This window comes from Sphingomonas sp. Leaf230 (assembly GCF_001421745.1).
GTDB lineage: Bacteria > Pseudomonadota > Alphaproteobacteria > Sphingomonadales > Sphingomonadaceae > Sphingomonas.
Map to the genome: position 1 here is coordinate 347414 of NZ_LMKW01000008.1, position 24648 is coordinate 372061.

14 protein-coding genes are annotated in these 24648 nt (G+C 67.7%); 6 read left to right on the forward strand and 8 right to left on the reverse strand.

Annotated features, from left to right (window positions below; translation table 11 throughout):
- Positions 1–2: 2 nt before the first annotated feature.
- The 4 genes from ASE82_RS07300 (at position 3) to ASE82_RS07315 (ending at position 8154) form a co-directional block, all read left to right on the forward strand.
- Positions 3–1544, forward strand: coding sequence for a tryptophan halogenase family protein (locus ASE82_RS07300; RefSeq protein WP_056060862.1), 1542 nt, complete (start codon positions 3–5; stop codon positions 1542–1544).
- Between the two features lie 19 nt (positions 1545–1563).
- Positions 1564–3516 carry a sialate O-acetylesterase gene (locus ASE82_RS07305; protein ID WP_056060864.1) on the forward strand — a complete coding sequence of 651 codons (1953 nt, stop codon included), beginning with the start codon at positions 1564–1566 and terminating at the stop codon, positions 3514–3516.
- A gap of 64 nt (positions 3517–3580) precedes the next feature.
- Positions 3581–6253, forward strand: a complete 2673-nt coding sequence (locus ASE82_RS07310; protein ID WP_056060868.1) for a glycoside hydrolase family 3 C-terminal domain-containing protein — start codon at positions 3581–3583, stop codon at positions 6251–6253.
- On the forward strand, positions 6250–8154 hold the full coding sequence (locus tag ASE82_RS07315) for an NPCBM/NEW2 domain-containing protein (protein ID WP_435368547.1): 1905 nt from the start codon (positions 6250–6252) through the stop codon (positions 8152–8154). Before ASE82_RS07310 ends, ASE82_RS07315 begins: the two co-directional genes overlap by 4 nt.
- Before the next feature lie 385 nt (positions 8155–8539).
- Here the strand turns inward: ASE82_RS07315 and ASE82_RS07320 are convergent, their stop codons facing one another.
- The 8 genes from ASE82_RS07320 to ASE82_RS07355 form a co-directional block, all read right to left on the reverse strand.
- A complete protein-coding gene (locus tag ASE82_RS07320) occupies positions 8540–10105 on the reverse strand; it encodes a glycoside hydrolase family 43 protein (protein ID WP_056060871.1) in 1566 nt (521 codons plus the stop codon).
- On the reverse strand, positions 10102–11124 hold the full coding sequence (locus ASE82_RS07325) for an alpha/beta hydrolase (RefSeq protein ID WP_443025081.1): 1023 nt from the start codon (positions 11122–11124) through the stop codon (positions 10102–10104). The genes ASE82_RS07320 and ASE82_RS07325 overlap by 4 nt, the downstream gene beginning before the upstream one ends.
- A 55-nt stretch (positions 11125–11179) precedes the next feature.
- Positions 11180–13534: a glycoside hydrolase family 95 protein gene (locus tag ASE82_RS07330; protein WP_056060876.1), complete on the reverse strand. Its 2355-nt coding sequence runs from the start codon at positions 13532–13534 to the stop codon at positions 11180–11182.
- A 7-nt stretch (positions 13535–13541) separates the two neighbouring features.
- Complete coding sequence (locus ASE82_RS07335; protein WP_056061758.1) at positions 13542–15080, reverse strand: alpha-N-arabinofuranosidase; 1539 nt, start codon at positions 15078–15080, stop codon at positions 13542–13544.
- Between the two features lie 175 nt (positions 15081–15255).
- Entirely contained in the window at positions 15256–16707 is a 1452-nt protein-coding gene (locus ASE82_RS07340; RefSeq protein WP_200910685.1) for a family 43 glycosylhydrolase, read from the reverse strand.
- A 13-nt stretch (positions 16708–16720) separates the two neighbouring features.
- The gene (locus ASE82_RS07345; RefSeq protein WP_056060881.1) at positions 16721–17446 is read right to left on the reverse strand and encodes a hypothetical protein; all 726 of its coding nucleotides are present in this window, start codon (positions 17444–17446) and stop codon (positions 16721–16723) included.
- A gap of 22 nt (positions 17447–17468) precedes the next feature.
- On the reverse strand, positions 17469–18389 hold the full coding sequence (locus tag ASE82_RS07350) for an alpha/beta hydrolase (RefSeq protein ID WP_056060883.1): 921 nt from the start codon (positions 18387–18389) through the stop codon (positions 17469–17471).
- Positions 18390–18423: 34 nt separating this feature from the next.
- Positions 18424–20079: a carboxylesterase/lipase family protein gene (locus ASE82_RS07355; RefSeq protein WP_056060886.1), complete on the reverse strand. Its 1656-nt coding sequence runs from the start codon at positions 20077–20079 to the stop codon at positions 18424–18426.
- Between the two features lie 218 nt (positions 20080–20297).
- On the opposite strand from ASE82_RS07355, the gene ASE82_RS07360 reads away from it, so the two are divergent.
- A complete protein-coding gene (locus ASE82_RS07360) occupies positions 20298–22859 on the forward strand; it encodes a glycoside hydrolase family 9 protein (RefSeq protein ID WP_056060889.1) in 2562 nt (853 codons plus the stop codon).
- A gap of 8 nt (positions 22860–22867) precedes the next feature.
- On the forward strand, positions 22868–24511 hold the full coding sequence (locus ASE82_RS07365; RefSeq protein ID WP_056060892.1) for a glycoside hydrolase family 43 protein: 1644 nt from the start codon (positions 22868–22870) through the stop codon (positions 24509–24511).
- Positions 24512–24648: the final 137 nt, after the last annotated feature.

The window sequence follows — 24648 nt, forward strand, 5'->3', positions numbered from 1 at the left end:
CCATGCACGAAATTCAGAACATCGTTATCGTCGGCGGCGGCACCGCAGGGTGGCTGACCGCGGGCGTGATCGCGGCCAAGCACCAGGCGCGGCGCCAGCACGGATTCACCGTCACTTTGGTCGAATCGCCCAACGTGCCGACGATCGGCGTCGGCGAAGGGACGTGGCCGACGCTGCGTTCGACGCTCAAGAAGATGGGCGTGTCAGAAACCGAGCTGTTCCGGCAGTGCGACGCGTCGTTCAAGCAGGGCGCGCGGTTCAATCGGTGGACCACCGGTGCGCCGGACGACGGCTATTACCACCCGCTGATGCTCCCGCAGCACTTCGGCCAGGTGAACCTTGCGCCGCACTGGCTGGCGGACGAGGGCAGCGCGACGTTCTGCGACACGGTCACGCCGCAGGGCCGGATCTGCGACGAAGGGCTCGGCCCCAAGACGATCGCGACGCCCGAGTATGACGGCCATGCGAACTACGCGTATCATCTCGACGCAGGGAAGTTCTCGCACTTTCTCCAGCGGCATTGTTGCGACACGCTCGGCGTCCGCCATGTGAAGGCCGACGTCACCGAGGTGCATCTCGACGAGAGCGGCGACATCGCCACCCTCGATACCGAACAGGGCGTTTCGATCGCGGGTGACCTGTTCATCGATTGCACCGGGTTCGCCGCGCTGCTGATCGGCGGCGCGATGAAGGTGCCGTTCCGCAGTTGCACCGACATATTGTTCTGCGACACCGCGCTGGCGATGCAGGTGCCCTATGACGTGCCCGACGCACCGATCGCGAGCCACACGATCTCGACCGCGCAGTCGGCCGGCTGGATCTGGGACATCGGCCTGCCGACGCGGCGCGGGGTCGGCCATGTCTTCTCCAGCAGCCACATCAGCGCGGACGCCGCAGAGCAGGAATTGCGCGATTATATCGGTCCCGCGGCGCGCGACCTGACCGCGCGCCGGCTGGCGATCCGTGCCGGCCACCGCGAACAATTCTGGGTGCGCAACTGCGTCGCGGTCGGGCTCGCCGCGGGGTTCCTCGAACCGCTGGAGGCCTCCGCGATCGTCCTGATCGAGCTGTCGGCGAAGATGATCGCCGAGCAGATGCCCGCGTGTCGCGAAGTGATGGACGTCGTCGCGCACCGCTTCAACGACACGGCGCACTATCGATGGGGGCGGATCATCGACTTCCTCAAGCTGCATTATGCGCTGACCAAGCGGACCGACACCGCGTTCTGGCGTGACAATGTCCGGCCGGAGTCGATCCCCAACCGGCTGGCTCGGCTGATGGAACTGTGGCGGTTCCAGCCGCCCTGGGTCCATGACGAATTCGATCGCGCCGAGGAGGTCTTCCCGTCGGCAAGCTATCAATACGTGCTGTACGGCATGGGTGCGCGGACCGCGGTGATGCCGGGGTCGATCGACGACGATGTCGCGCTGGCTCGGCGCGCGCGGCACGACAACCAGGTGCAGACGCAGCGGCTGGTGAGCAGCCTGCCCGGCCACCGCGATCTCATCGACAAGATCAAACGGCACGGCCTTCAGTCGATCTAGCCGTCAGGGGAACAGAGACATGCGGACCATCACAGCGCGCCTGGCCTTGGGCGCCGTCTTCGCGATCGGCGCGACCGCCGCGTCGGCCGCCCCGCGCCTCGACGGTATCCTGAGCGATCACGCGGTAATCCAGCGCGGGCAGCCCATCGTGCTGACCGGACAGGCAGCAGCCGGCGAGACCGTGATGATCACGCTGGCCGGGCGCAGCGTCACCGCCAAGGCCGCGCGCGACGGCAGTTTTTCGGCGAGCCTGCCCGCGCTCCCCGCCGGTGGACCCTACGACCTGACGATCGCCGCCCCCAGCGGTGCGGCGGTCCTGCGCGATATCCTGGTCGGCGACGTGTTCCTGTGTTCGGGCCAGAGCAACATGGAACTCCGCGTCGAGCAGGGACAGGGCCTGTTTCCCGATGCGCACCCGGAGGTCGACGACAAGCTCCGCCTGCTGACGATCGCCAAGGTCTCCGCCGCCACACCGGTTGCGCGGTTTGCCGAACAGCCGGCGTGGGCGGTGTCCGGCCCGACCACCGCGCCAAGCTTCTCGGCCGCGTGTTTCTACATGGTCCAGGCGCTACGCCGTACGTCCGGCGTACCGATCGGTGCTGTGCATTCGAGCTGGGGCGGATCGCGGATCAGTGCGTGGATGAGCGACACCGCCCTGCGTCAGGCCGGGCTAGGCGCCCCCGCCGACCTGCTCGCGCTCTATGCCCGCGATCCCGCCGCCGCCAACCGGCAGGCATCGACGATCTGGGAAAGCTGGTGGCGCGACGGCTCGGGCGACGCTGCCGGCCGCGAACCGTGGCAGCCGGATGCCGCGCTCGACTGGCATCCGGTGCCCGCGATGACCAATTTCGAGACCTGGGGCGTGCCCGCGCTCGCCGATTATAACGGCATGATCTGGTATCAGCACGAGGTCCAGTTGACCGCCGAACAGGCACGCGGCCCCGCGACGTTGGTGCTGGGCATGGTCGACGACGCGGACCGCACCTGGGTCAACGGCGTGGGTGTCGGCGGCAGCAGCCTCGCGTCGCAATCGCGGGTCTACGCGCTGCCCGCCGGCAGCCTGAAGGCGGGGCGCAACGTCATCACCGTCAACGATGACGACGTCTACGCCTATGGCGGGATGACCGGCCCCGCGGATTCGATGCGGCTGTCGTTCGCCGACGGGACCAGCGTACCGCTCGGCACTGGCTGGCGCTATGCGATCGCCAAGCGCCTCGCAGGGGCCGCACCGCGCGTTCCGTGGGACGACATCAACGGCGCGGGCACGCTCTACAACGCGATGATCGCGCCGCTCGGTGCTACGAAGTTCGCCGGGATGGCCTGGTACCAGGGCGAGTCCGACACCGGCATCCCCGGATACGACCGCCGGATGACCGCATTGATCGCGGACTGGCGCCACCGCTTCGGCACGCCCGAAACCGGATTCGGCATCGTCCAGCTCGCCAATTACGGCAGCCCGGCGATCGCGCCGAGCGAGAGCGGCTGGGGCGACGTCCGCGATGCGCAGCGGCGCGTGGCGGCGGCGGACCCGCATGCAGGCATCGCCGTCGCGCTCGACCTCGGCGATGCGCTCGACATTCATCCCGGCGAGAAGCACGAGGTCGGGCAAAGGCTCGCGCGTGTGATGCGCGCCGCGGTCTACGGCGAGAAAATCGCGCCGTCCGGCCCTGCGGTCGCCGATGCGCGGCGTAGTGCGGATGGCGGCGTCACGGTGCGGTTCAGCGGCGTGACGGGCGCGCTGCACGCCCGCAGTTCCGCGCAGGCGATCGGCTTCGAACTGTGCGGCGCGGCGGTCGGCACCTGCCGCTACGCTCCGGGCAAGGTCGCGGGGTCCGAGGTGACGCTGCCCGGCGATGGCCAACCCGTCACGCGCGTCCGCTATGCCTGGGCCGACGCCCCGGCGACCAACCTTGCCGACGACGCACCGCTACCCGTCGGCACGTTCGAAGTGCCGGTCCTGCCGGCGCGATAAGCCCCGAACGGGTGCGAAGAACAAGAACGGCCGCCAACGCGCGCCGCAACGGGAGAGACTGACGATGCGCATGACCATGAAGGCGAAAGCCCTGGCGACGGCCGGGCTCGCGCTCGCAGTCTCCCCCGCAATCGCGCGCGAGCCTGCCGCTGCACCGAGCCAGCGGACCGCGACCGATCCCGCCGAGCAGATGGCGCGGACGATGGTGTCGCGGATGACGCTCGACGAGAAACTGCTGCAGTTGCTCAACGTCGCGCCCGCGATCCCGCGGCTCGGCGTGCCCGCGTACAACTGGTGGACCGAGTCGCTGCACGGCGCGCTGGGACCGCTCGCGACCACCAATTTTCCCGAGCCGATCGGCCTTGCCGCAAGCTTCGACGCGCCGATCGTTCACGACGTCGCGGGCGCGATCAGCGAAGAGGTGCGCGGGCTGCATACGCTGGGCCGCGTGACCGGCAGGAACGGGCATATCGGCACCGGGCTCGACACCTGGTCGCCCAACATCAACATCTTCCGCGATCCGCGCTGGGGCCGCGGGCAGGAGACATATGGCGAGGATCCGTTCCTGACCGCGACGATGGGCGTCGCGTTCGTGACCGGGATGCAGGGCCCGAACCCCGATCGCCCGCAGGTGATCGCCACGCCCAAGCACTTCGCGGTGCACAGCGGGCCCGAGGGCACGCGCCACCAGGCCAACGTCTACATCTCCGCGCACGACCTGGAGGACACCTACCTTCCCGCCTTCCGCGCGGCGCTGGTCGACGGGCACGCAGGCTCGGTGATGTGCGCGTACAACCGCATCGACGGCCAGCCGGCCTGCGCCAGCGACCTGTTGCTCAAGGAGCATCTGCGTGGTGCGTGGGGCTTCAAGGGCTATGTCGTGTCCGATTGCGACGCGGTGAAGGACATCGCCGACAACCATAAATACGCCCCCGACAGCGCCGCCGCGGTCGCCGCCGCGATGCGCGCGGGCGTCGACAACGAGTGCAACGGCGAGACGCTGGGCGATACCGCGGGCCTGGAGACCCGGTACCGCGAGGCGCTGAACCGCGACCTGATCACCGAGGCGGACGTCGACCAGAGCCTCGTCCGCCTGTTCACCGCGCGCTATCGCAACGGCGACCTGCCCGGACTTGCCGGCGCCCCCAAGGCATTGCCGACCAGCGTCGTCGGTGCCCCCGAGCATCGCCGTCTGGCGCTGGCTGCGGCCGAACGGTCGATGGTGCTGCTGAAGAACGACGGAATCCTGCCGCTCAAGCCGGGCGTGAAGCTCGCCGTGATCGGCCCGCTCGGCGATGCCACGCGCGTGCTGCGCGGCAATTATTCATCGCCCCTGTCGGGCCAGCCGGTATCGGTGCTGGAGGGGCTGAAGACCGCGCTCGGCGCAAGCCAGGTCACGCTCGTGCCGTTCGGCGAGTCCGTTACCGACGGCGACCGTGTGCCGACGTCCGCGCTGCTCACTCCCGACGGCAAGCCCGGCCTGCTCGCGCGCTACTATAATCCGACCACGCCGATGCCCGCGCAATATGCCCGCGGCACGCGCGAGAAACTCGTCGCCGCCGCCAAGTATCAGGCGCAGCCGGTGGTGACCCGCATCGAGCCCGACGTCGGCGATCGCAACCTCGATCTCGCACGCGTCACCGACGTCCACCGTACCGAATGGACCGGCTTCCTGGTGCCCCCCGAAAGCGGCACCTACCGCGTCGGCCTGTCGGGGTCGGGCGGCACGCTGACACTCGACGGCAAGATGATCTCCGACCGGCGCAAGACGCGCTGGAACGATCTGCCCGGCATGACGACGCTGAAACTCGAAGGCGGCAGGCGTTACGCGATCCGCGCGGAGGGCAGCGGGATCGACCTGGTGTGGAAGCGCGTGTCGGATGCGCCGTCCGCCGAGCTTCGTCGCGCGGCCGCTGCCGCCGACGTGCTGGTCGCGGTCGTCGGCCTCACCTCCGACCTCGAGGCGGAAGAAACCGGCGTGACGGTGCCGGGCTTCTCGGGCGGCGACAAGACGACGCTCGACCTCCCCGCGGACCAGATCGCGATGCTCGAACAGGCCAAGGCCACCGGCAAGCCGGTCGTGCTCGTCACGATGAACGGCAGCCCGATCAACCTCGCCTGGGCGAAGGACAACGCCGCGGCCGTGCTTGAGGCCTGGTATCCGGGCGAGACCGGCGGGACCGCTGCGGCCAACATCCTGACCGGCCGCACCAATCCGTCGGGCCGCCTGCCGCTCACCTTCTATCGCAGCGTCGGCGACCTGCCGCCGTTCGGCGATTACGCGATTAAGGGCCGCACCTATCGCTATTTCGCGGGCACGCCGGTCTATCCGTTCGGCCATGGGCTCAGCTACACGAAGTTCGGCTATGCGCCGCTCACCGTCACACCCGCACGCGGCGGTGCCGAGAACGGCCTGCGCGTCACCACGAGACTGACCAACCAGGGCGACCGACCCGGCGAAGAGGTCGCACAACTCTATCTCGACTTCCCCGACCGGCCCGGCACCCCGCGGATCGCGCTGCGCGGGTTCCAGCGCGTCGCACTCCGCCCCGGCGAAGCACGCAGTTTGACGTTCGACCTGTCGCCGCGCGATCTCAGCTCGGTGGCGCTGGACGGCGCGCGCTCGGTCGCTGCCGGCACCTACCGCGTGACGGTCGGCGCGGGACAGCCCGGTACGGGGGTCGCGGGGCAGACGGCAAGCTTCACCGCGCGCCGGTCGGCGGAGCTGCCGAAGTGAGCCGCATCCGGACACTCGCGACGCTCGGCACCGCACTGGTCGCGCTCTGCACACCGATCGCGGCACTGGCGGATCCGCTGACCCCGACCGGCAAATGGAGCGCCAATACCGATGGCTCCGCGGCCGTGCCGCCGATGGGCTGGAGTTCGTGGAACGCCTTCAACAGCGACGTCGACGAGGAGAAGGTGCTCGCCTCGGCGCAGGCGCTGATCGACACCAAGTTGCGCGACATCGGCTATCGCTACGTCAATATCGACGATGGCTGGTGGCTGAAGCGTCGCCAGCCCGACGGTCGACTGCTGATCCGTACCAGCCACTTCCCGTCCGCCGCAACCGGCGCGGACACGAGCTTCCGCCCGTTCACCGACCGCCTCCACGCGATGGGCCTCAAGGTCGGCATCTATTCGGACATCGGCCGCAACAGCTGCGGCCAGATCTACACCCCCGATTTCAAGAACCAGCCCGAGGGCAGTGTCGCCGAGCGCGAGGTCGGGCTGTACGGCCATGTCGACCAGGACATCCGACTGTTCTTCGCCGAATGGAACTTCGATTTCCTGAAGGTCGACGGCTGCGGCGCGCGCGGCCTGCCGGTCGACGCACCGCGCGTGAAGTCCGGCCTGTACCGCGCCCTCACGCCCCTCGTCGACATGCAGTCGCTCGGCGGATCGGACATTGGCGGCATCCGCGGCCTCTACGAACAGGTCCACACCGCGCTAAACACGCACGCGGGTGACCGGCCCTACGTCTATTCTTTGTGCCTGTGGGGCGCGGGCGACGTGCGCGCCTGGGGCAAGGACGTCGGCAACACGTCGCGCACCAGCGACGACATCCAGCCGGTCTGGCCGCGGATGCTGACCAACCTCGACACCGTCACGCACCGCGCGCTCTATGCGCACCCGGGATCGTGGAACGACCCCGACATGCTGTTCGTCGGCACCGGCGATTTCGACGCGGCGCACAGCGCGGAGGCACGCTCGCACTTCGCATTGTGGGCGATGCTCAACGCGCCGCTGATCATTGGCTACGATCTCCGGAAACTGACGCCGGACCTGCTCGCGATCTTCGGCAACGCGGATATCGTCGCGCTGAACCAGGACGCCGCGGGCAACCAGGCGGTGCTGGCCTATGATTCGTCGGAGGTACAAACCTTCGTCAAGACGCTCGCGGACGGCAGCAAGGGCGTCGCGCTCTTCAACCGCACTGCCTCGCCCGCCAAAGCCGTGCTGACCGCCGAACAACTCAAGATGCTGCCGACCGCCGACGTGCGCCTGAAGAACCTCTGGACCAAGAAGGAGCAGAGCTTCCGCAAGGAGATCGCGGTGACGCTCGCGCCGCACGAGACGCTGATCTTCCGCGCGACCGGCACGCGGCGGTTGCCCGGCGGGCTATACCTTTCGGAGCAGACCGGCCGCGTCAATCCGGCGACCGATGGCGTAGTCGTGCCGCAGCCGGATCCGACGATCTACCAGTCGATTACGCCTTGGACGGGCACGCGCGGCGGTGGCGAGCATCCGCAATATGGCGGGTGGGGCGGCGCCGAAGCCGACCGCGCACCGTATGGCAAGCTTTTGCGCGTGGCCGGCACCGACTTCGACACGGGGATCGGCGTACTCGCAAACTCCCGCCTCGAAGTGCGCAACCAGGGCTATGCGCGGTTCGCGGCCAAGGTCGGCATCAACGATTCCGGCCAACCGCGGTCGGGGACGACGGTGTTCGAAATTTGGGGCGACGGTCGACTGTTGACCAAGTCGCGGCCGATGGGGTTTGGTGAGGCAGCGGTCCCGCTGGAGGCGAAGGTAGCGGGTGTGCGGATCGTCGAGCTTGTGGCGCGGGGGAGTGGTGCGGCGAATACCGGGGCGCCGCAACCTGCAACATGGGCGGACGCTGCGCTCTACAAATAGCGATGGGAGAGGCCCCCCTCTCCCGTTCGCCCTGAGCGCAGTCGAAGGGTACCTTTCCACAGGCGTGAACGCCCGTTGAGAGCAGTGCTTCGACTTCGCTCAGCACGAACGGAGAGGTGTGGACAGTCCAAATGCCAGCACACCTTAACCAGCAGCTTGGGCGGACGTCACGCCCAGCAAACAGTGATGAGAAGCCCCCCTTCCCCGTTCGCCCTGAGCGTAGTCGAAGAGCTGCTCTCCACGAGCGTAAAAATCCGTTGAGAGCGGGCCCCCTCCCCCCGTTCGCCCTGAGCGAAGTCGAAGGGTACCCCTCCACCAGCGTACACGCCCGTTGAGGGCGATGCTTCGACTTCGCTCAGCACGAACGGAAGGGTGTGAAAGGACGCTAACGCACCCGCTCCGGCTTGCCCGGCGGCAACGCCGACAGCGTGAACCGGTCCACATCCAGCCACCCCAAACTCGCCGTCGCCGCATAGCAGAACACCGCAAGCTGCTCGCCCTGGAACGTCCCCGTCCGCCACGCGAACGCGAGCGGGAAGTCGCCGCCCAGCCCGGTCCAGCGCAGCCCATCCACGCTATACGCCACGCGCGCCCGGTCGGTCGTGAAGTCCATGTCCGTCCGCAACCACAGCCCCTCGGTCCGCGGCAACGGCGCGGTGGCGCGAACCTCGGTTCGGGCACCGGCGACCGTGTCCTCGGTCACCTCCATCGCCAGCGTCGCCTTGCCGCCCGCCGCGCCCTGCACCGTCAGATTCCCGCTGAACTGCCCGAACGTCCCAAACCCGCAGCGATCCACCGCTGCCAGATGGCGGATGTCGAGCTTCACCTCGGCTCGGCTTGCAGGCCCCTGCCCCTTCTGCACCAGCGTATTGCGCGCGCTCCAGAACCCGGTCGCGATCGTCGGCTTCAGCCGCAACCAACCCGGCCGCTCGGACAAGGACCAGCGCGAAGGCTCGGGATTGTGGTTCCACTGCCACTGCAACCCGAGCGTCGGCTTCCCGAAATCGTCCGACGTCGCCGGCTCCGCGAACGCCCCACCCAGGATCGGTTTCGCCGCACGCCGCGGCACGCGACCGAGTGCCTCGCGCGTGCCCCATACCGGCCAGTCGTCCTGCCAGAACACCGGGCTCAGGTTCGTCATCCGCCCGATCGCGCCGCTATCCTCCATGACAAAGCCGAACCAGCGACCATCGGGCAGGTCGACCAGCGCGCCTTGGTGCCCTCCCGTCTTGTCGTCGATCTGGTCGCGCGTTTCCCACGGTCCGAACAGGCTGCGCGACCGCGACACGGTCAGCCCCAACCGCGGCGGCAGCGCGTTGAAGAGGTAGTAATATGCACCGCGCCGGATGATCTTCGACCCCTCCGCGCCCTTGATATAATGCACTTTCTGCGACGCGGTGACGTGCGCCAGTTGCTTGTCGAGCGTCAGCAGCGTGATCGTGCCGTCCGCGGTACTCGCGGTCGCAAGATACGCGCGCCCATCCGGCTCGATGAACAGCCCCGGATCGAACGCCTCGCGCTCCAGTTCGTGATAGCGCCACGGCCCGCGCACGTCCTTCGCGTACCAGATCCGCGTCTTCTGCCCGACCGGCGTATTGGCGAGATAATAGGTGCCGGCGTGATAGCGCAAGGACGAGGCATAGAGCCCGTGCCGGTACGCGTTGCCGCCCTTCAGGTCGTATTCGGGCTTGCCCTCCAGCCGATCGACGAGGTGCGAGGCAAGCGTCCAGTTGACCAGATCGCGGCTGTGCAGGATCGTGATCCCAGGCGTGTTCGCGAACGTCGTCGTAGCGAAATAATAGTCGCTGCCGACGCGGATGATGTCGGGATCGGGGTAATCCGCGAACAGCACCGGATTGCAGAAACTCCCGTCGCCCTGGTCCGACCGCCATACCTGCGCCGAAGCGGCGGTCGCCAGCAGTCCCAGCGCGACCGCAAACGCTACCCTCATTTGCCGAACGCCAAGGCGCGCGAGAAGAACGGCATCATCGTGTCCTGCACGCGCCCCGCGACGCCGCTGGTATGATCGCCCGAATACACCTCGAAGCTGTTCGCGATGCCGTAGGAATCCAGTGCGGCGTGGAGCTTGCCGGCATCGTCCTTGAGCCCGTCGCGGTCGCCGACGTCGATCCCGATCGCCGCATAGCGCCGCAGATTGCCGACATATTGGTCGAGCATCGCCAGCGGCGCATTGGCAGCCCAGCGCGCCAGCACGTCGGGTTGCGGCACGCCGTCCTTGACCGGCAGATCGAGATACAGCGGCGGCGCCTTGGGGTTGGGCGACCATGCCGCGGCAGTCGCGAGTTGCGCGCGCTGCCCCCATGACAGGGTCGCGCTGTCCGCGGGCGACCGCAGCGCGCGGATCGCCGTCTCGGTCGCGGCATCGGGCGTGCCGAGCGCGCGTGTCGAGAGGCAGCACGGGCTCATCATGTAGAGCGCGCCGAACGTCTCCGGATGCTTCATGCCGATCCGCGCGGTGCCGTAGCCGCCCATCGAATGTCCCGCGAGCCCGCGGCTGCGGCGGTCCGCGATCGTCCGGTAATGGCCGTCGACATAGCCGACCAGATCGCGCGCGACGAACGTCTCGAAATCGCCGACCGTCACCGAACTCGAATAGAAGGAGCCGTTATGCGCGGTCTTGCTGTCGGGGATCACGACGATCGTCTCGCGCGCGCCCTTGGCGAACGCACCCTCGATCGTCTGTGGCACGTGAATCTCGCCGATCCACTGCTCCGCGCCGATCGAATAGCCGTGAAGCGCGTAGACCACCGGATAGCGTCGCGTCGGATTGGCACGGTAGCTTGGCGGCAGGACCACCAGCACCCCGCGGTCCGGGCTCTCGCCTTCGAGATTGCCCTCGATCGCGGGTGAGTGGACGGTGATCCGCTCGATCGTCACTGGCTTCGCACCGGCAACCGGCGGCGGTCCAGGCGTCTTGACCTGCGCCGAAGCAGGGCCGGTCGACAGCATCAACGCGGTACCGAGTGCGACGAGAAGCGTGTTCACGGACATCCCCTTTTGTTGTTCACGCGCGCGCGAGAGCGTTGCCGCGAAGCCTCACCGCCTTCCCCGGGGTTAGCACGACCTCGACCCGTCGCGTGCCCAGCCGGATCACGCGACGCCCCGACATCTCGCCGCGGACCACCGCCTCGACCAGTTCGCCGCCCTGCCAGCGTAGATCGACCGAACACCGCCCCCGCGCACGCAGCCCCGTCACCGATCCGGCAGGCCAAGCGCTCGGCAGCGCGGGCAACACTAAAATCTCGTCGCTCCGGCTCTGCATCAGCATCTCCGCGATCGCGCGCGTGCCGCCGAAATTGCCGTCGATCTGGAACGGCGGATGCGCGTCGAACAGATTGGGATAGGTCCGCTCGGGGCCCAGCAGGAACGCCAAGATCCGGTGCGCGTGATCGCCGTCGCGCAGCCGCGCCCACAGGTTCGCACGCCACGCGGTCGCCCAGCCGGTCGATTCATCGCCGCGCAGTTCGAGCGACCGCCGCGCCGCCTGCGCCAGTGCGGGTGTCCGGTCGAGATCGATCTGGTCGCTCGGGAACAGCCCATACAGATGCGAGACGTGGCGATGATGCGGCTCAGGCGCGGTCGCGTCCCAGTCGCGCTGCCATTCCTGAAGCTGACCCTGTGCACCGATCTGATCGGGCGCGAGCCGCGCGCGCGCCGCCGCCACCTCTGCCGCAAACCGCGCATCGATCTTGAGCAACGCCGCCGCCTGCCCGACCTGATCGAACAGATCGCGCAGGATCTGCATGTCCATCGTCGGCCCCGCGCAGATCGAAGCGCCCGCCGGATGGATGTTCTCAGGCGACAGCGACGGATTGGTCACCAGCGCGCCGGTCGCCGGATCGGTCTGCAGCGTATCGAGGAAGAACAACGCCGCCCCGCGCATCAGCGGATAGACGGAGCGCAGATAATCGAGGTCGCGCCCGTAATCGTAGCGATCCCACAGATGCGTGCACAGCCACGCGCCGCCGGTCGGCCACAGCCCCCATTGCGCCCCGTCGATCGGCGCCGTCGCGCGCCACAGATCGGTGTTGTGATGACACACCCACCCGCGCGCACCGTACATCGTCCGCGCCGTGCGCTCACCCGTGATCGCCAGTTCGCGGACCATCTGCACCAGCGGCGCGGTGCACTCGGCCAGCGCAGTCACCTCCGCCGGCCAATAGTTCATCTCGGTGTTGATATTGACGGTGTATTTGGATTCCCACGGCGGCTTGATCGCGTCGTTCCAGATACCCTGCAAGTTCGCCGGCTGCGTCCCCGGTCGCGACGACGCGATCAGCAGATAGCGGCCGTAGTCGAAATACAGCGTCGCCAGCGCGGGATCGTCGCCAGCACGATTGGCACGGACGCGCTCGTCTGTCGGCTTGTCCGCCGCCGCCGTGCGTCCGAGATCGAGCGTCACACGACGGAACAGGGTACGATGCGCCGTGCTCGCGTCCACGCGGATCCGCTCGACTCCGCGCCGGCTGGCGCGATCGAGCGTGGCAAGCGTCGCGGCTTCCGGGTTGCCGCTCACATCGTCGAACCGGCGATAGCTGGTCGCCATCGCCACCAGCACCGTGACCGCACGCGCTCCCGTGATGCGAACCCGGCCGCCATCCTTCGAGACGACACCGCCCACCGTCGAAACCCGCGCGCGCGCCGCGAACCGCAACCGGCCCGCAATCCCAGCCCGCTCGCCATTGTGGCCGGCCAGCGTCACCGTCGCGCCGTCGACCGAGACGCTCGCGCCAAGCTGCGGCGACTGGAGCCCCACCAGCAGGTCGAACGGCCGATCGCCGACGAGGTGCACCGCGATCACCTGGTCCCCAGGCGACGCGAACACGTCGCGCCGAAACCGCGTGCCGCCCATCGTGAAACTGGTGGTCGCAACCGCCGCATCGAGATCGAGCTGCCGGACATAGTCGCCGACCGCCCCCGCCACGCCGGGCATCTCCAGCATCAGGTCGCCGACCGGCTGGTACGCCATCTGAGTCTTGGGCAGCCCCATGACCTGCGCATTGGCGAGCGCCTGCGCCTCGGCAAACTTGCCCGCATCGATCAACCGCCGCACCTCGGGCAGCGCCGCGTGCGCCGCCGGGTTGACCGGATCATACGGCCCCCCGGTCCACAGCGTATCCTCGTTCAGCTGCAACCGCTCGCTGGCGGTCCCGCCGAACACCATCGCGCCGAGCCGGCCATTGCCGACCGGCAACGCCTCGGTCCAGGCAACCGCCGGCTGCCGATACCACAGCCGCGGACCGTCCGCAAATGCGGCAGCCCACGCCTGACTCGGTCCAGCGCCGGGTCCGGCAAGCGCAGCGACGGCGACCGCCGCTGCGCCTTCCAGCATGTCGCGACGCGTGGGTTCGACGGTCATCGCCCGATCAGCGCAGGTCGAGCACCAGGACAGACTTCGCCGGCACCGTCAGCGTCAGATTGCCGCCCGTCACCTGCGCGCCCGCGAACGGCTGCGGCACGACCGTATCCGGCGCGTCGAAGCTGTTATGCGCGTCCATCGCGGTGCCGGTGATGATCCGCCCGCTCGCCTGCGTCGCCTGTAATCCGGCGAGTGCGACCGACACCGGCATCGCGCGGTTCGGGTCGAGATTGACCAGCGCGACATGCACCTGCCCCGCGGTATCGCGCACCGCCGACGCGCTGACCGCCGGCACCGCCACCTCGTCCTTGTGATACCAGGGCGACGTCACCTGGATCGGCAACGACGTCGCGCCCTGCCACGGCTTGTAGAGGTCGAACACCCAATAGGTCGGTGTCTTGACCATCTTCGCGCCGTCGGTGAGCAGCATCGCCTGCAACACGTTCACCATCTGCGCGATCGCCGCCATCTTCACGCGGTCGGCATGATGCGCGAATATGTTGAGGTTGAGCCCGGCGACCACCGCATCGCGCAACGAATTCTGCTGCTCGAGGAAACCGGGATTGCTGCCCGGCGTCGGATCGTACCACGTCCCCCATTCGTCGACCGCGAGCATCACGCGCTTGGCCGGATCGTACTTGTCCATGATCGCCGAATGCTTGGTGATGAATTCCTCCATCTCCAGCGTGTGCGACATGGTGGACGCCCATTCGCGCTCGGGAAAGCCGATCGCGGCGCCCTTGTCCTTCCAGTCCTTGTCGCGCGGGCGGGTGTAGTAATGCAGCCCCAGCCCATCGATGTTCTTGCCGGCGATCCGCATCATCGCCTCGGTCCACTCGTAGTTGGAGTCGCTCGGGCCGCTCGCGATCTTGAGCATCGGGCCGTTCGCGGACTTGGCGAACTGCGCATAACGGTTGGTCAGGTCGGCGGCATATTCGGCGCGCATGTTGCCACCGCAGCCCCACAGCTCGTTGCCGATGCCGAGATACTGGACCTTCCACGGGGCGGCGTGGCCGTTGCGCTCGCGCTCCTTGGCCAGCACGGTCGTACCTTTCGCGGCGGTCATGTACTCGACCCATTGCGCGGTCTCGGACGGGGGTGCGCTGCCGACGTTGGCGGAGACGTAGGTGCTCGCGCCGAGGCGATCCATCAGCCCGAAATATTCGTGCGTGCCGAACGCGTTGTCCTCGTTGACGCCGCCCCAGTTGGTGTTGACCTTGGTCGGGCGCGCCTTGGTCGCGCCGATCCCGTCACGCCAATGATATTCGTCGCCGAAACACCCGCCGGGCCAGCGCACCATCGGCACGTTGATCGCCTTCAACGCGTCCAGCACGTCGCGACGATAGCCGCCGTCATTGGGGATGCGCGAGCCCTTGCCGACCCAGATCCCGCCATAGATGCCGTGGCCGAGATGCTCGGCGAACTGCCCGAACACATCGCGGTGGACGACCGCACCCGGCTTGTCCGCCTGCAGCGTCGCCGTCACGGTCGGTGCCGCGGCGTCCTGCGCAATGGTCGGCGTCGCGACAAATGCGCCCGCGAGCATCAGCGGCGCGAACGTCAGCGCGGTAAGCGCGCGCGTCAGGCCGGAACCCGACTGTGAAGTGCGTTGCGTCAACAGGTCCATACTCTCCCTTTCGGCCACCATGAGGCAGCCCCATCTTTTCGATACTTGTAGGAGTAGTTCAATCTCGGCCGGCGTCAACGTCGGCCGGGATCAACTACGGCCGCTTGAAGGTCCAGCGCCCGGCGGGGCTGGCCGGATCGAACTTGGCGAGCGTCGGCGTACTCGCGCCGATCGCGACGAGCGCAAGACCGGCGCGACCACCCGGTACGGACGTCGGCATGATGCGGTAGGTGCCGTCCGTGAGCTGGTCGATCCGCCACATCTGCGCGGTCGCGCCCGTGAACGCTGGCACCGTCTCTACCTCGCCCTGCCCGGTCGCGGCGAGCACCCGCGTCGTCCCGGCGATCGTGATCGTGTAATAGGGCGCACCGAAATACCCGCCGCCCCCCGCCGCCGGCGCGATCGTCCACAATTGATGCGGGCGGTTCATATAGTCGGCGAGGTCGACGCGGATGCGGCCCTGCGGCCAGCCCGCCGAATCCTGCGCCAAAGACTGGTCGGGAATCGGGCCGACCGGGTCGGTCGGCTTGGCCATGAAGGCGCGACGCGGGTCGAACGCGATCCTGACGACATCGGTCGCGAGGCTGAGCGCGTAGCCGCTGCGTTCGGAGGCGACTTCATAGGTGCCGGGGACGACGTTCTCCCCCGCGACCGGCCAGCCGTCGGTCCAGCGGAGCGGCTCGATCCCCAGCACGCTGCGGCCGCTGCGATCCATGTCCGCCTCGTAATGCATCGAGAATCTCTCGACGCCCCCGTCCAGTTCGATCAGCCCGAAATGACCGGGGCCGATATTGCGACCGCGTGCGCTGACGACCAGCTTGCCGCCGCCGCGCAGTAGCGGCGCCCCCATGTGATCGACATACGGCCCGAGCGGACTGCGCGATCGGCCGACGCGGATATGGTAGGTCGAATTGGGCCCGTCGCAGCACGTCCCGTGCGTCCCGAGCAGATAATACCAGCCGTCGCGGTGCATCATCGCGGTGGCTTCCATGTCGATCGCAACGTCGACCGGCTGATTGCCTGCGACGCGCAGGCCCGTCTTGGGATCGAGTTCGATGATGCGGATCGGCCCGAAATAGGTGCCGTAGGTCAGCCACAAATGGCCGTCGACGTACAGGAATGCCGGGTCGATCGCGTCGGCGGTCTCCACCCCGTCGCTCGACGCGACCACGCCGACGTCGTGATACTTGAACCGCGGCGATTTCGGATCGAGCGACAGCGTCCACATGATCTTGACCTGGCTCGCATGCCCGCCGGACATGCCGCCGCCACCGACCGCATAGGCGACGTAATAGCGATCGCCGATCTTGATCACGTCGGGCGCGACGCCGCCGCCGGGACGCTCGGGGCCGCTGCGCCACGTCCAGCCGTCGTCCGAGACCAGGCCTCCGCCGCGCGTGCCGAACGTGTAATATTTGCCATCGGACTCGGTCACCGTCGACGGATCGTGGATGAACGTCTCGCCCTGCAACTGCGCGGCGGCGGGCGGCGCTACGGTGGCGAGGATCGCGGACAGCCCGAGAGCGGCGGCGGCAAGACGCGTCATGAGGGTCTCCATGCTAGCGGACATCGGTCTTGAGGTCGGTGATCGGCCGGCCGGCCTCATCGACGAAGCGGACGCAGAAGTTGCTCAGGCCGGGGCCGTTGATCACCGCGCCGCGCAGGACGTTGCGGCCCTTGCGCAGCGTCACGCGGTCCGACAGCACGTCGTCCATCACCATGCGACGATCGTTGAACAGCCCGGCGGTCTCCTTGCCGTTCAGCCACCAGATCGACGCCGAGTTCGACCCGACCGCCAGCCGCACGTCGCGCATCTCGCGCGGGCTGTCGACGATCGTCACCGCCCAGAAGATCACGCCGTAGGTCGGCTTGCCAAGACCCTTGGCGAAGCTGAAGAGCTTGACGTCGAACGCGCCGGAATCGAGTGCGTGCCAGCGTAGCGGTTGGGCCGCTTTCACGACCTGGCCGTCGCGCGGGATCGCGGTGAACTGGCCGGGGAAATACTGCGTGGTCAGCGCCTGCCGGACATAGGTGGCGGTGAAACCCGTATTGCTGCGGTTGGGCTTGTCGATCGGCTCGAGCAACAGCCAGCGACGCAGGAACCCGTCGCTGTCGGGCGTCGTGGGCCCTTGCGTCACCGGCTGGAAATACGGCGCAAGACCGGTCGCCGGTGGCTGCGCCGTATCCTGCCCGTTAGCGCCGGACGACAGCCCGGCCAGCGCACCCAACGCCAGCAGCGGCGCGGCGCGCAGTCCGATCGCCCGAACCCTCGTGAAGCGTATCATACCCGTCTCCCCCTGCATCGTGTCATCGCCGTACGAGCATGCCGTTGGCGTCGAGCCAGTGCATGAAATCCTCGAACCAGCCGGTGCTGGTCGTGCCTTTCTTGCCCAGCCCGAAGCCGTGCCCGCCTGCCTGGTAAAGGTGGAACTCGACCGGCTTTCCCGCCTTCTGCCAGCATTCGATCAGGCCGAATCCCTTGTTGGCGAACAGCGGGTCGTTGGCGGCGAGCACCGCGAACAGCGGCGGGGCGTCGGCCGGCACCTTCACCGCCTCCATCGATCCATAAATCGGCGCGATGAAAGCCAGATGCGTGTCGGGCGCGGCCAGCGCGGTCGCCATCGTCGTCATCGCCCCCGCTGAAAAGCCGACCATGCCGACGCGCGCGGGGTCGATCTTCCACTCGGTCGCGCGCGTCCTCACCAAAGCAAACGCGGCTCGCGCATCGGCGATCTGATCGCTGAGGCCGGCGATCGCCTCGTCCGGGCTCATGCGACGTTGCGCCTGCGCGGCGCCCGCGAACATGGCTGTGACCGACCGTTCGAACCCGCGCGTGTCCGCCGGCGTCGGCTTCAACCGGTATTTCAGCACGAACGCCGCGATGCCCCGGTCGGCGAGCGCCTTCGCCACGCGCCAGCCCTCGTTCTCCATCGACAGCATCAGGAAACCGCCGCCGGGCGCCACGATCACCGCCGCTCCGGTCGCCTTCGCCGGATCGGGCAGGAACGGCGTCAGCGTCGCGGACGTGACGTTGCGCGTCATCGCCACGCCGTACTGCTGAAACCACGCCTCGGGCGCGGCCTGTCCCTTCACGCCGCCGGTATTGAGCGGGATCGCGGTCGGCTCGGCCGGAGCCGCCGTCGCGGTCATCTTCGCGTCCTGTGCCAGAACCGGCGTCGCCAATGCCAATGCGCTGGCAAACAGCCCAAATCCGATCGACCAACGCATCGTCTTCTCCCCCAGAGTGTCCGTCACACCACGCTCACGACAGCAGGATTCGCCGAGCCGCACCCTCGGGATCGTCGACCATGCGGCTCGTCGTATCGAACACCATCGTCTGGCAGCGCTTTGGATCGGTCGGCGTCCAGGCCAGGCCCGGCTGGCTCGGATTGCCGGTGCGCGCGAAGTTCGCCCACGCCGTCGACATGGTCCGCGCGACGCTTTGTGCTTCGGGCGTATTGCCGGTGCCCTGGTCGCAGAGTGCGGTGTTGTCGAAGCAGAAGGCGAGGTCGGCGGTGTGCCATGCACCCGCGACGCCACCGAGCTGCGGCGACTGCCACTGGAACAGATATTGGTACACCGGCGCGCCGCGCTGCGCATGCTTCAGCCGCACCATGTCCTGCACGCGGTTGCGGTTCTGCAGGCCTTGCACGCCGTACGCCAGCGTCCGCACCACCTTTTCCGGGTGCGCCTGCTTCATCGCCGCGATCAGCCGACCCGCCTTGTCGCCACCCATCTGCGCGGTGAGATCGGTCCGCCACTGCGCCTCGGTCGGGTTGTAGCCCCAGCGCATCCCCTCCTCGCTGACGTTGCCGATCATCACCGGCACGTCGCGCGACACCTCCGGCGCGGTGTCAGAGTATGAGCGGACGTCGATCACCTTGCCGTCGAGCGTCGGGTTCCAGCCTACGCGCGGTGTCAGCGACGGCCCCATCGGCCCACGCGGACCATTGATCTCGGTCGCGACCTTGTTGCCAGCCTCGAACAGCGGCTTCCACGCGATCCGCTGGAGTGCGCCCAGATCCTTCGGCCCGATGTTCAGTTCGCGCAGCACGCGCCGCGAGAAATCGCGCGACTGTTCCGCGGTCGGCAGCGACCCGCCGCCACCCGACTGCACCGCCGCACGGTGGATCAGGCCCTTGCCGGCCGCCATGCCGAGCAACGTCGTCACCTTCGATCCGCCGCCCGACTGGCCGTAGATCATCACCGTGTCGGGATCGCCGCCGAACCGCGCGATATTCTCCTGCACCCAGCGCAGCGCCGCGACGCAATCGGTCATGCTGACGTTGACCGACGTGTCGTATGCGGCGCCGCCGACGTCGGTCAGGTCAAGGAACCCGAGCACGTTCAGCCGGTGGTTGATCGACACCTGCACCACGTCGTGATGCCGCGCCATCTGCGCGCCGTCGTGCGAGGCGAGTTCGTACGACGATCCGAACGCGAACCCGCCGCCGTGGAAATACACCATCACCGGCCGCCTGCCCGACAGCGACGGCGTCCAGACGTTCAGCTTCAGCATGTCCTCGCCGACGAACCCATCGGTCCACTGCTGGAGGAACGTGTGCTCGACCGCGCTGAAATCATGCAGCGTCTGCGGGCAGTTCGCGCTGTAGGACATCGTGTCGCGCGTTTCGGTCCAGCGCTGCGGCGGCTTGGCGGGCAGCCAGCGGTTCTCGCCGCCGGTATCCGCGCCATAAGGCACGCCCTTGAAGGTATAGACGCCGTCCGAGACATAGCCGCGGACCGGACCGTATTGCGTCCGCGCAATCGCCGATTGCGGCGTCGAGCAGGTGCCGGTGCGCGATGCGGAGGGTCCAGGCGCAGCACGCGCGCGACCGATTGCGGGCAGCATCAGCCCCGCCCCTGTGGCGATCGATGCAAGCATCGCGCGACGACGATCGACGGTTGGCCCGGTCATCCTCTTCTCCCTATCGATTGCGTGCAGGCTGTTCTCCGACGTCCCGAAACCGGAACCGTCGCGTGCCCTTTGCAACCTTGTATGAGTATTAGGGTGATACCGCTATCCTGTCCATACGGGAACAGCGACAGCGGGTGGCGTATGCGTTTGTTAGCGCTATAGTCGCGGGAATAGCAGGCGAATCCAACGCCGCACGACGATACCGGAGAGGAAAAACCATGGCGGCCAAATCCGCATTCTGCCTGATCGCGACTCTGCTCGCGAGCGCCGCGCCCGCAATCGCTCAGACAAGCCCTCGCGCCGCGTCGACCGACCTGACGCTCAACGCCACCGGCTATTACGAGGCGCCGGCCGCCAACGTGCTCGTCTTCTCCAACTGGTATGACGGCCTGTTCGCCGATTCGAAGATCAGCGGCGTCGAGATCATCCAGCAGGGCGAACGGATCGCCACCAACGGCGACGTCCGCCTGTCCTCCACACCCGGCCAATGGGATGCGATCGGGCGCCTCGTCGACCGCAAGATCGACGCCGCGACCGGCGCGATTACCGTTACGCTCGAATATCCCGACTATAATTGGCGCTACCGCGTGCGCTCGGAAAAACGCGGCGGCGCGGTCGCCGTGTCGGTTATCCTCGACCAGCCCGTGCCAGCCGCGCTCGCGGGGAAGGCCGGGTTCAACCTCGAATTCCTCCCCGCCGCCTATTTCCACCACAGCTACATGGCGGACGGCGTCAGCGGTGCGTTCCCGGTCTATCCGGCCGACGCGATGATCCAGACGCCGCAGCGCAACGCGGCAAGCGGTCGCGCAGAAGGTCCCGGCGCCGAACCGACCGCGATCGCCAAGGGCAGCCGCTTCGTGCTCGCACCCGAGGACCCGGCACGCCGCGTGACGATCCGATCGACCGCCGAGGTGCAATTGTTCGATGGCCGCAACCAGGCGCAGAATGGCTGGTTCGTGCTCCGCTCGCTGCTCCCGGCAGGGCGCACCGGCACCGTGCTCGAATGGACGATCCAGCCCAACAGCGTACCGGGCTGGCTCCGTCCCCCGGTGATCGCGCATTCGCAGCTCGGCTACACGCCCGACGCACGGAAGGTCGCGACGATCGAGCTCGACCGCAACGATCGTCGTGCACTGCCCGCGCGCCTGCTGCGCGTCGGGGAGGACGGCAGCATGACGCCCGTGCCGACCGCGCCCGCCAAGCGCTGGGGCGACTATCTGCGCTACAGCTATCTGCAACTCGATTTCAGCGCAGTCCGCCAGCCCGGCACCTATGTGCTCGACTATGGCACGACGCGCACCGCACCGTTCCGGATCGCCGCCGATGCCTATGCCGGCGCGTGGCATCCGACGCTCGACGTCTATTTCCCGGTCGCGATGGACCATATGTTCGTCAACGAGGGCTACCGCGTCTGGCACGGCGACGCGCACCGCGACGATGCCCGCCAGGCGCCGACCGACCACGAGCATATCGACCTCTATGCGCAAGGCCCGACCACCGACACGAAGTTCAAGTCGGGCGAGCACATCCCCGGCCTCGCGGTCGGCGGATGGTTCGACGCGGGCGACTATGACATCCGCACCCAGTCGCAATATCAGGTGATCCGCTCGCTGGTCGACAGCTGGGAGCGCTGGCACCCGATGCGCGACACCACCGCGATCGACTGGACGCGGCGCAAGACCGAGATCCACGTGCCCGACGGTACGCCCGATCTCGTCCAGCAGATCCGCCACGGCACGCTGCAACTCGTAGCGCAGTTCGATGCGGTCGGCCACGCGATCCACGGCATCGTCGAGCCCGACGTCGCGCAATACACGCATCTCGGCGACGCCTCGACCAAGACCGATGGGCTGGTCTACGATCCGACGTTGAAGCTCAGCGAGGAAAAGAACGGCCGCAGCGGGACACCCGACGATCGCTGGGCGTTCACGACCAAGGCCTCGGCGCTCAACTACGGCTCGATCGCCGGGCTCGCCGCCGCATCGCGCGCGCTCGCCGAGGTCGATCCGGCGCTGTCGAAGAAGGCGCTCGGGATCGCAACGCGCACCTGGGCGGAGGAACAGTCGCACGCGCCCGATCTGTACCAGCACGGCAACACCACCGGCGGGCCGCTTGACGCGGAGCGCTTCTCCGCCGCGGTCGAGCTGCTCCGCACGACGCGCGATCCTCGCTATGCCGATGCGGTCCAGTCGCTGTGGCCGGCGATGGAAAAGACGTTCGCCTTCACCCTGCGCGATGCGGTGGCGGCGATTCCGTTCATGCCGCCAGCCTATCGCGCAGCGATGATCCCGGCGGTGCGCGCCTATGCCGCCGCCGCCGAGACCGCGGCGAAGGCCAACCCGTTCGGCGTGCCGATCACCACCGGCGGCTGGGCGGGCAGCGGCACCGTGCTCGGCTATGCGATGAACGCGTACACGCTGCACAAGGCGTTCCCGGAGATCATGCCTGCCGACGCCGTGTTCCGCGGGCTCGAGTTCCTGGTCGGTAACCACCCCGCGTCGGACGTGTCGTTCGTCTCCGCGGTCGGCACCGTCTCGAAGGAGGTCGCCTACGGCAACAACCGCGCCGACTTCTCGTTCATCGCCGGCGGCGTGGTGCCGGGCGTGCTGATCATCAAGCCGGACTTCCCCGAGAACCATGAGGACTGGCCGTTCTTCTGGGGGGAGAACGAATACGTCATCCCCGAAGGCGCGATGTGGATCGAACTCGCGCAAGCCGCGCAGGAACTCGCCGCGGGGACTGCATCCAAGCCAACCCAGACAGCCAGCGCAATCAAGTGAGAACCGCCATGAAAATCCAGTCGCTCGCCCTGCTCGCCGGTCTCGCGCTCGGAACGCCCGCGTTCGCCAGCGACGCACCGCGGTTCAGCAGCTTCAGCTATGACGGCCACACGCAGGAGAAGGTCAGCGTCGGCCCGGGCCAGTATCGTAACCCGATCCTGTCGGGCTATTATCCCGATCCGTCGGTAACGCGCGTCGGCGACGACTATTACCTCGTCCTATCCTCGTTCGCGCATTACCCCGGCCTGCCCATCTTCAAGTCGAAGGACCTGGTGAACTGGACGCAGATCGGCAACGCGATCGACCGGCCGGAGCAGCTCGACTTCACCGGGATGCGCACGTCGCAGGCGGTGTTCGCGCCCGACATCTCGTACCACGACGGCGTCTTCTACATCGTCAACACGTGCGTCGCGTGCAAAGGCAACTTCGTCATCACCGCGAAGGACCCGGCAGGACCGTGGTCGAACCCGACATGGCTGCCGTTCGAGGGTATCGACCCGTCGATCTATTGGGAGGGCGACAAGGCGTATATCGTCAACAACCGCGCCCCCGCCGAGCCGCCCCGCTACGACGGCCACCGCGCGATCTGGATCCAGGAATATGACTGGCGCGCGGGGAAAATGGTCGGCGACAGCACGCAGCTGATCAACGGCGGCGTCGACATTTCCAAGAAGCCGGTGTGGATCGAGGGACCGCACATCTTCCGCAAGGACGGCTATTACTACCTGACCGCAGCCGAGGGCGGCACCAGCGTCAACCACTCGCAGGTCGCGCTGCGCTCCAAGTCACTCCGCGGACCCTATGTCCCGTTCGCGGGCAATCCGATCCTGACGCAGCGCGATCTCGATCCTGCGCGACCAAACCCGGTCACCTCGACCGGCCATGCCAAGCTCGTCGAGACGCAGAACGGCGACTGGTACGCGACCTTCCTCGGCGTGCGGCCGTACGAGGGCGACTATTACAATATCGGCCGCGAGACGTTCTTGTTACCGGTAACATGGAAGGACGGCTGGCCGATCATCCTGCCCAAGGGCCAGCCGGTCCCGTTCGTCGGCACCAAGCCCAGGCTGCCCGCAAGCCCGCCCAGCCGCATCCCGACCAGCGGCGACTTTGGCTATGTCGACAGCTTCGACGGCAGCAAGCTGGCGATGCAATGGGTCGGCGTACGTACGCCCAAGACGCCCTTCTACCAGCTCGACCACGGCGACCTGATCCTGAACCGCGGCGGACGCATCGGCGACCTCTCCCACGTGCCGTCGTTCGTCGGACGCCGCCAGCAGCATCACGTCGCGACGATGTCGACGACGGTCCGCTTCGCCCCCGACACCGATGGCGACCGCGCCGGCTTGGTCGCGATGCAGAGCGACGCGAACTACCTTTTCTTTGGCATCACCCGGATTGCCGGTACGCCCGTCGTCGCGCTCTACACCACCGACAAGGGCAAGGAGCAACTGGTCGCCTCCGCACCCGTCACCGGCACGGGCCCCGTCACGCTGACGATCCGCGCGAACGGCGGCACGATGGCGTTCGACTATGACGGTGCCGGCGGCAAGAAGACCCTCGCGCGCGACGTCGACGCGCGCATTCTCAGCACCAAGACCGCAGGCGGCTTCGTCGGCACGCTGGTCGGTCCCTATGCGTGGAGGAAGTGAGCCGCGTAGGCCCACAGGCGACTAAGGTCATGTCGACAGTCGTCCGCCCGGCGTGCTAAGAGTTGACACGTTTCGTACGGTAGCGCTACCCAAACACATCGAAGCTCGACACCACATCAGATGGTGAACATTAGGAA

Coding starts and splice junctions, on each gene's coding strand:
- ASE82_RS07350 (WP_056060883.1), bottom strand. CDS start 18,389: ATGCGTTGGTCGATCGGATTTGGGCTGTTTGCCAGCGCATTGGCATTG.
- ASE82_RS07325 (WP_443025081.1), bottom strand. CDS start 11,124: ATGCTGTCGACCGGCCCTGCTTCGGCGCAGGTCAAGACGCCTGGACCG.
- ASE82_RS07360 (WP_056060889.1), top strand. CDS start 20,298: ATGGCGGCCAAATCCGCATTCTGCCTGATCGCGACTCTGCTCGCGAGC.
- ASE82_RS07300 (WP_056060862.1), top strand. CDS start 3: ATGCACGAAATTCAGAACATCGTTATCGTCGGCGGCGGCACCGCAGGG.
- ASE82_RS07345 (WP_056060881.1), bottom strand. CDS start 17,446: ATGATACGCTTCACGAGGGTTCGGGCGATCGGACTGCGCGCCGCGCCG.
- ASE82_RS07335 (WP_056061758.1), bottom strand. CDS start 15,080: ATGCTCGCGGGCGCATTTGTCGCGACGCCGACCATTGCGCAGGACGCC.
- ASE82_RS07320 (WP_056060871.1), bottom strand. CDS start 10,105: ATGAGGGTAGCGTTTGCGGTCGCGCTGGGACTGCTGGCGACCGCCGCT.
- ASE82_RS07340 (WP_200910685.1), bottom strand. CDS start 16,707: ATGACGCGTCTTGCCGCCGCCGCTCTCGGGCTGTCCGCGATCCTCGCC.
- ASE82_RS07365 (WP_056060892.1), top strand. CDS start 22,868: ATGAAAATCCAGTCGCTCGCCCTGCTCGCCGGTCTCGCGCTCGGAACG.
- ASE82_RS07355 (WP_056060886.1), bottom strand. CDS start 20,079: ATGACCGGGCCAACCGTCGATCGTCGTCGCGCGATGCTTGCATCGATC.
- ASE82_RS07310 (WP_056060868.1), top strand. CDS start 3,581: ATGCGCATGACCATGAAGGCGAAAGCCCTGGCGACGGCCGGGCTCGCG.
- ASE82_RS07330 (WP_056060876.1), bottom strand. CDS start 13,534: ATGACCGTCGAACCCACGCGTCGCGACATGCTGGAAGGCGCAGCGGCG.
- ASE82_RS07305 (WP_056060864.1), top strand. CDS start 1,564: ATGCGGACCATCACAGCGCGCCTGGCCTTGGGCGCCGTCTTCGCGATC.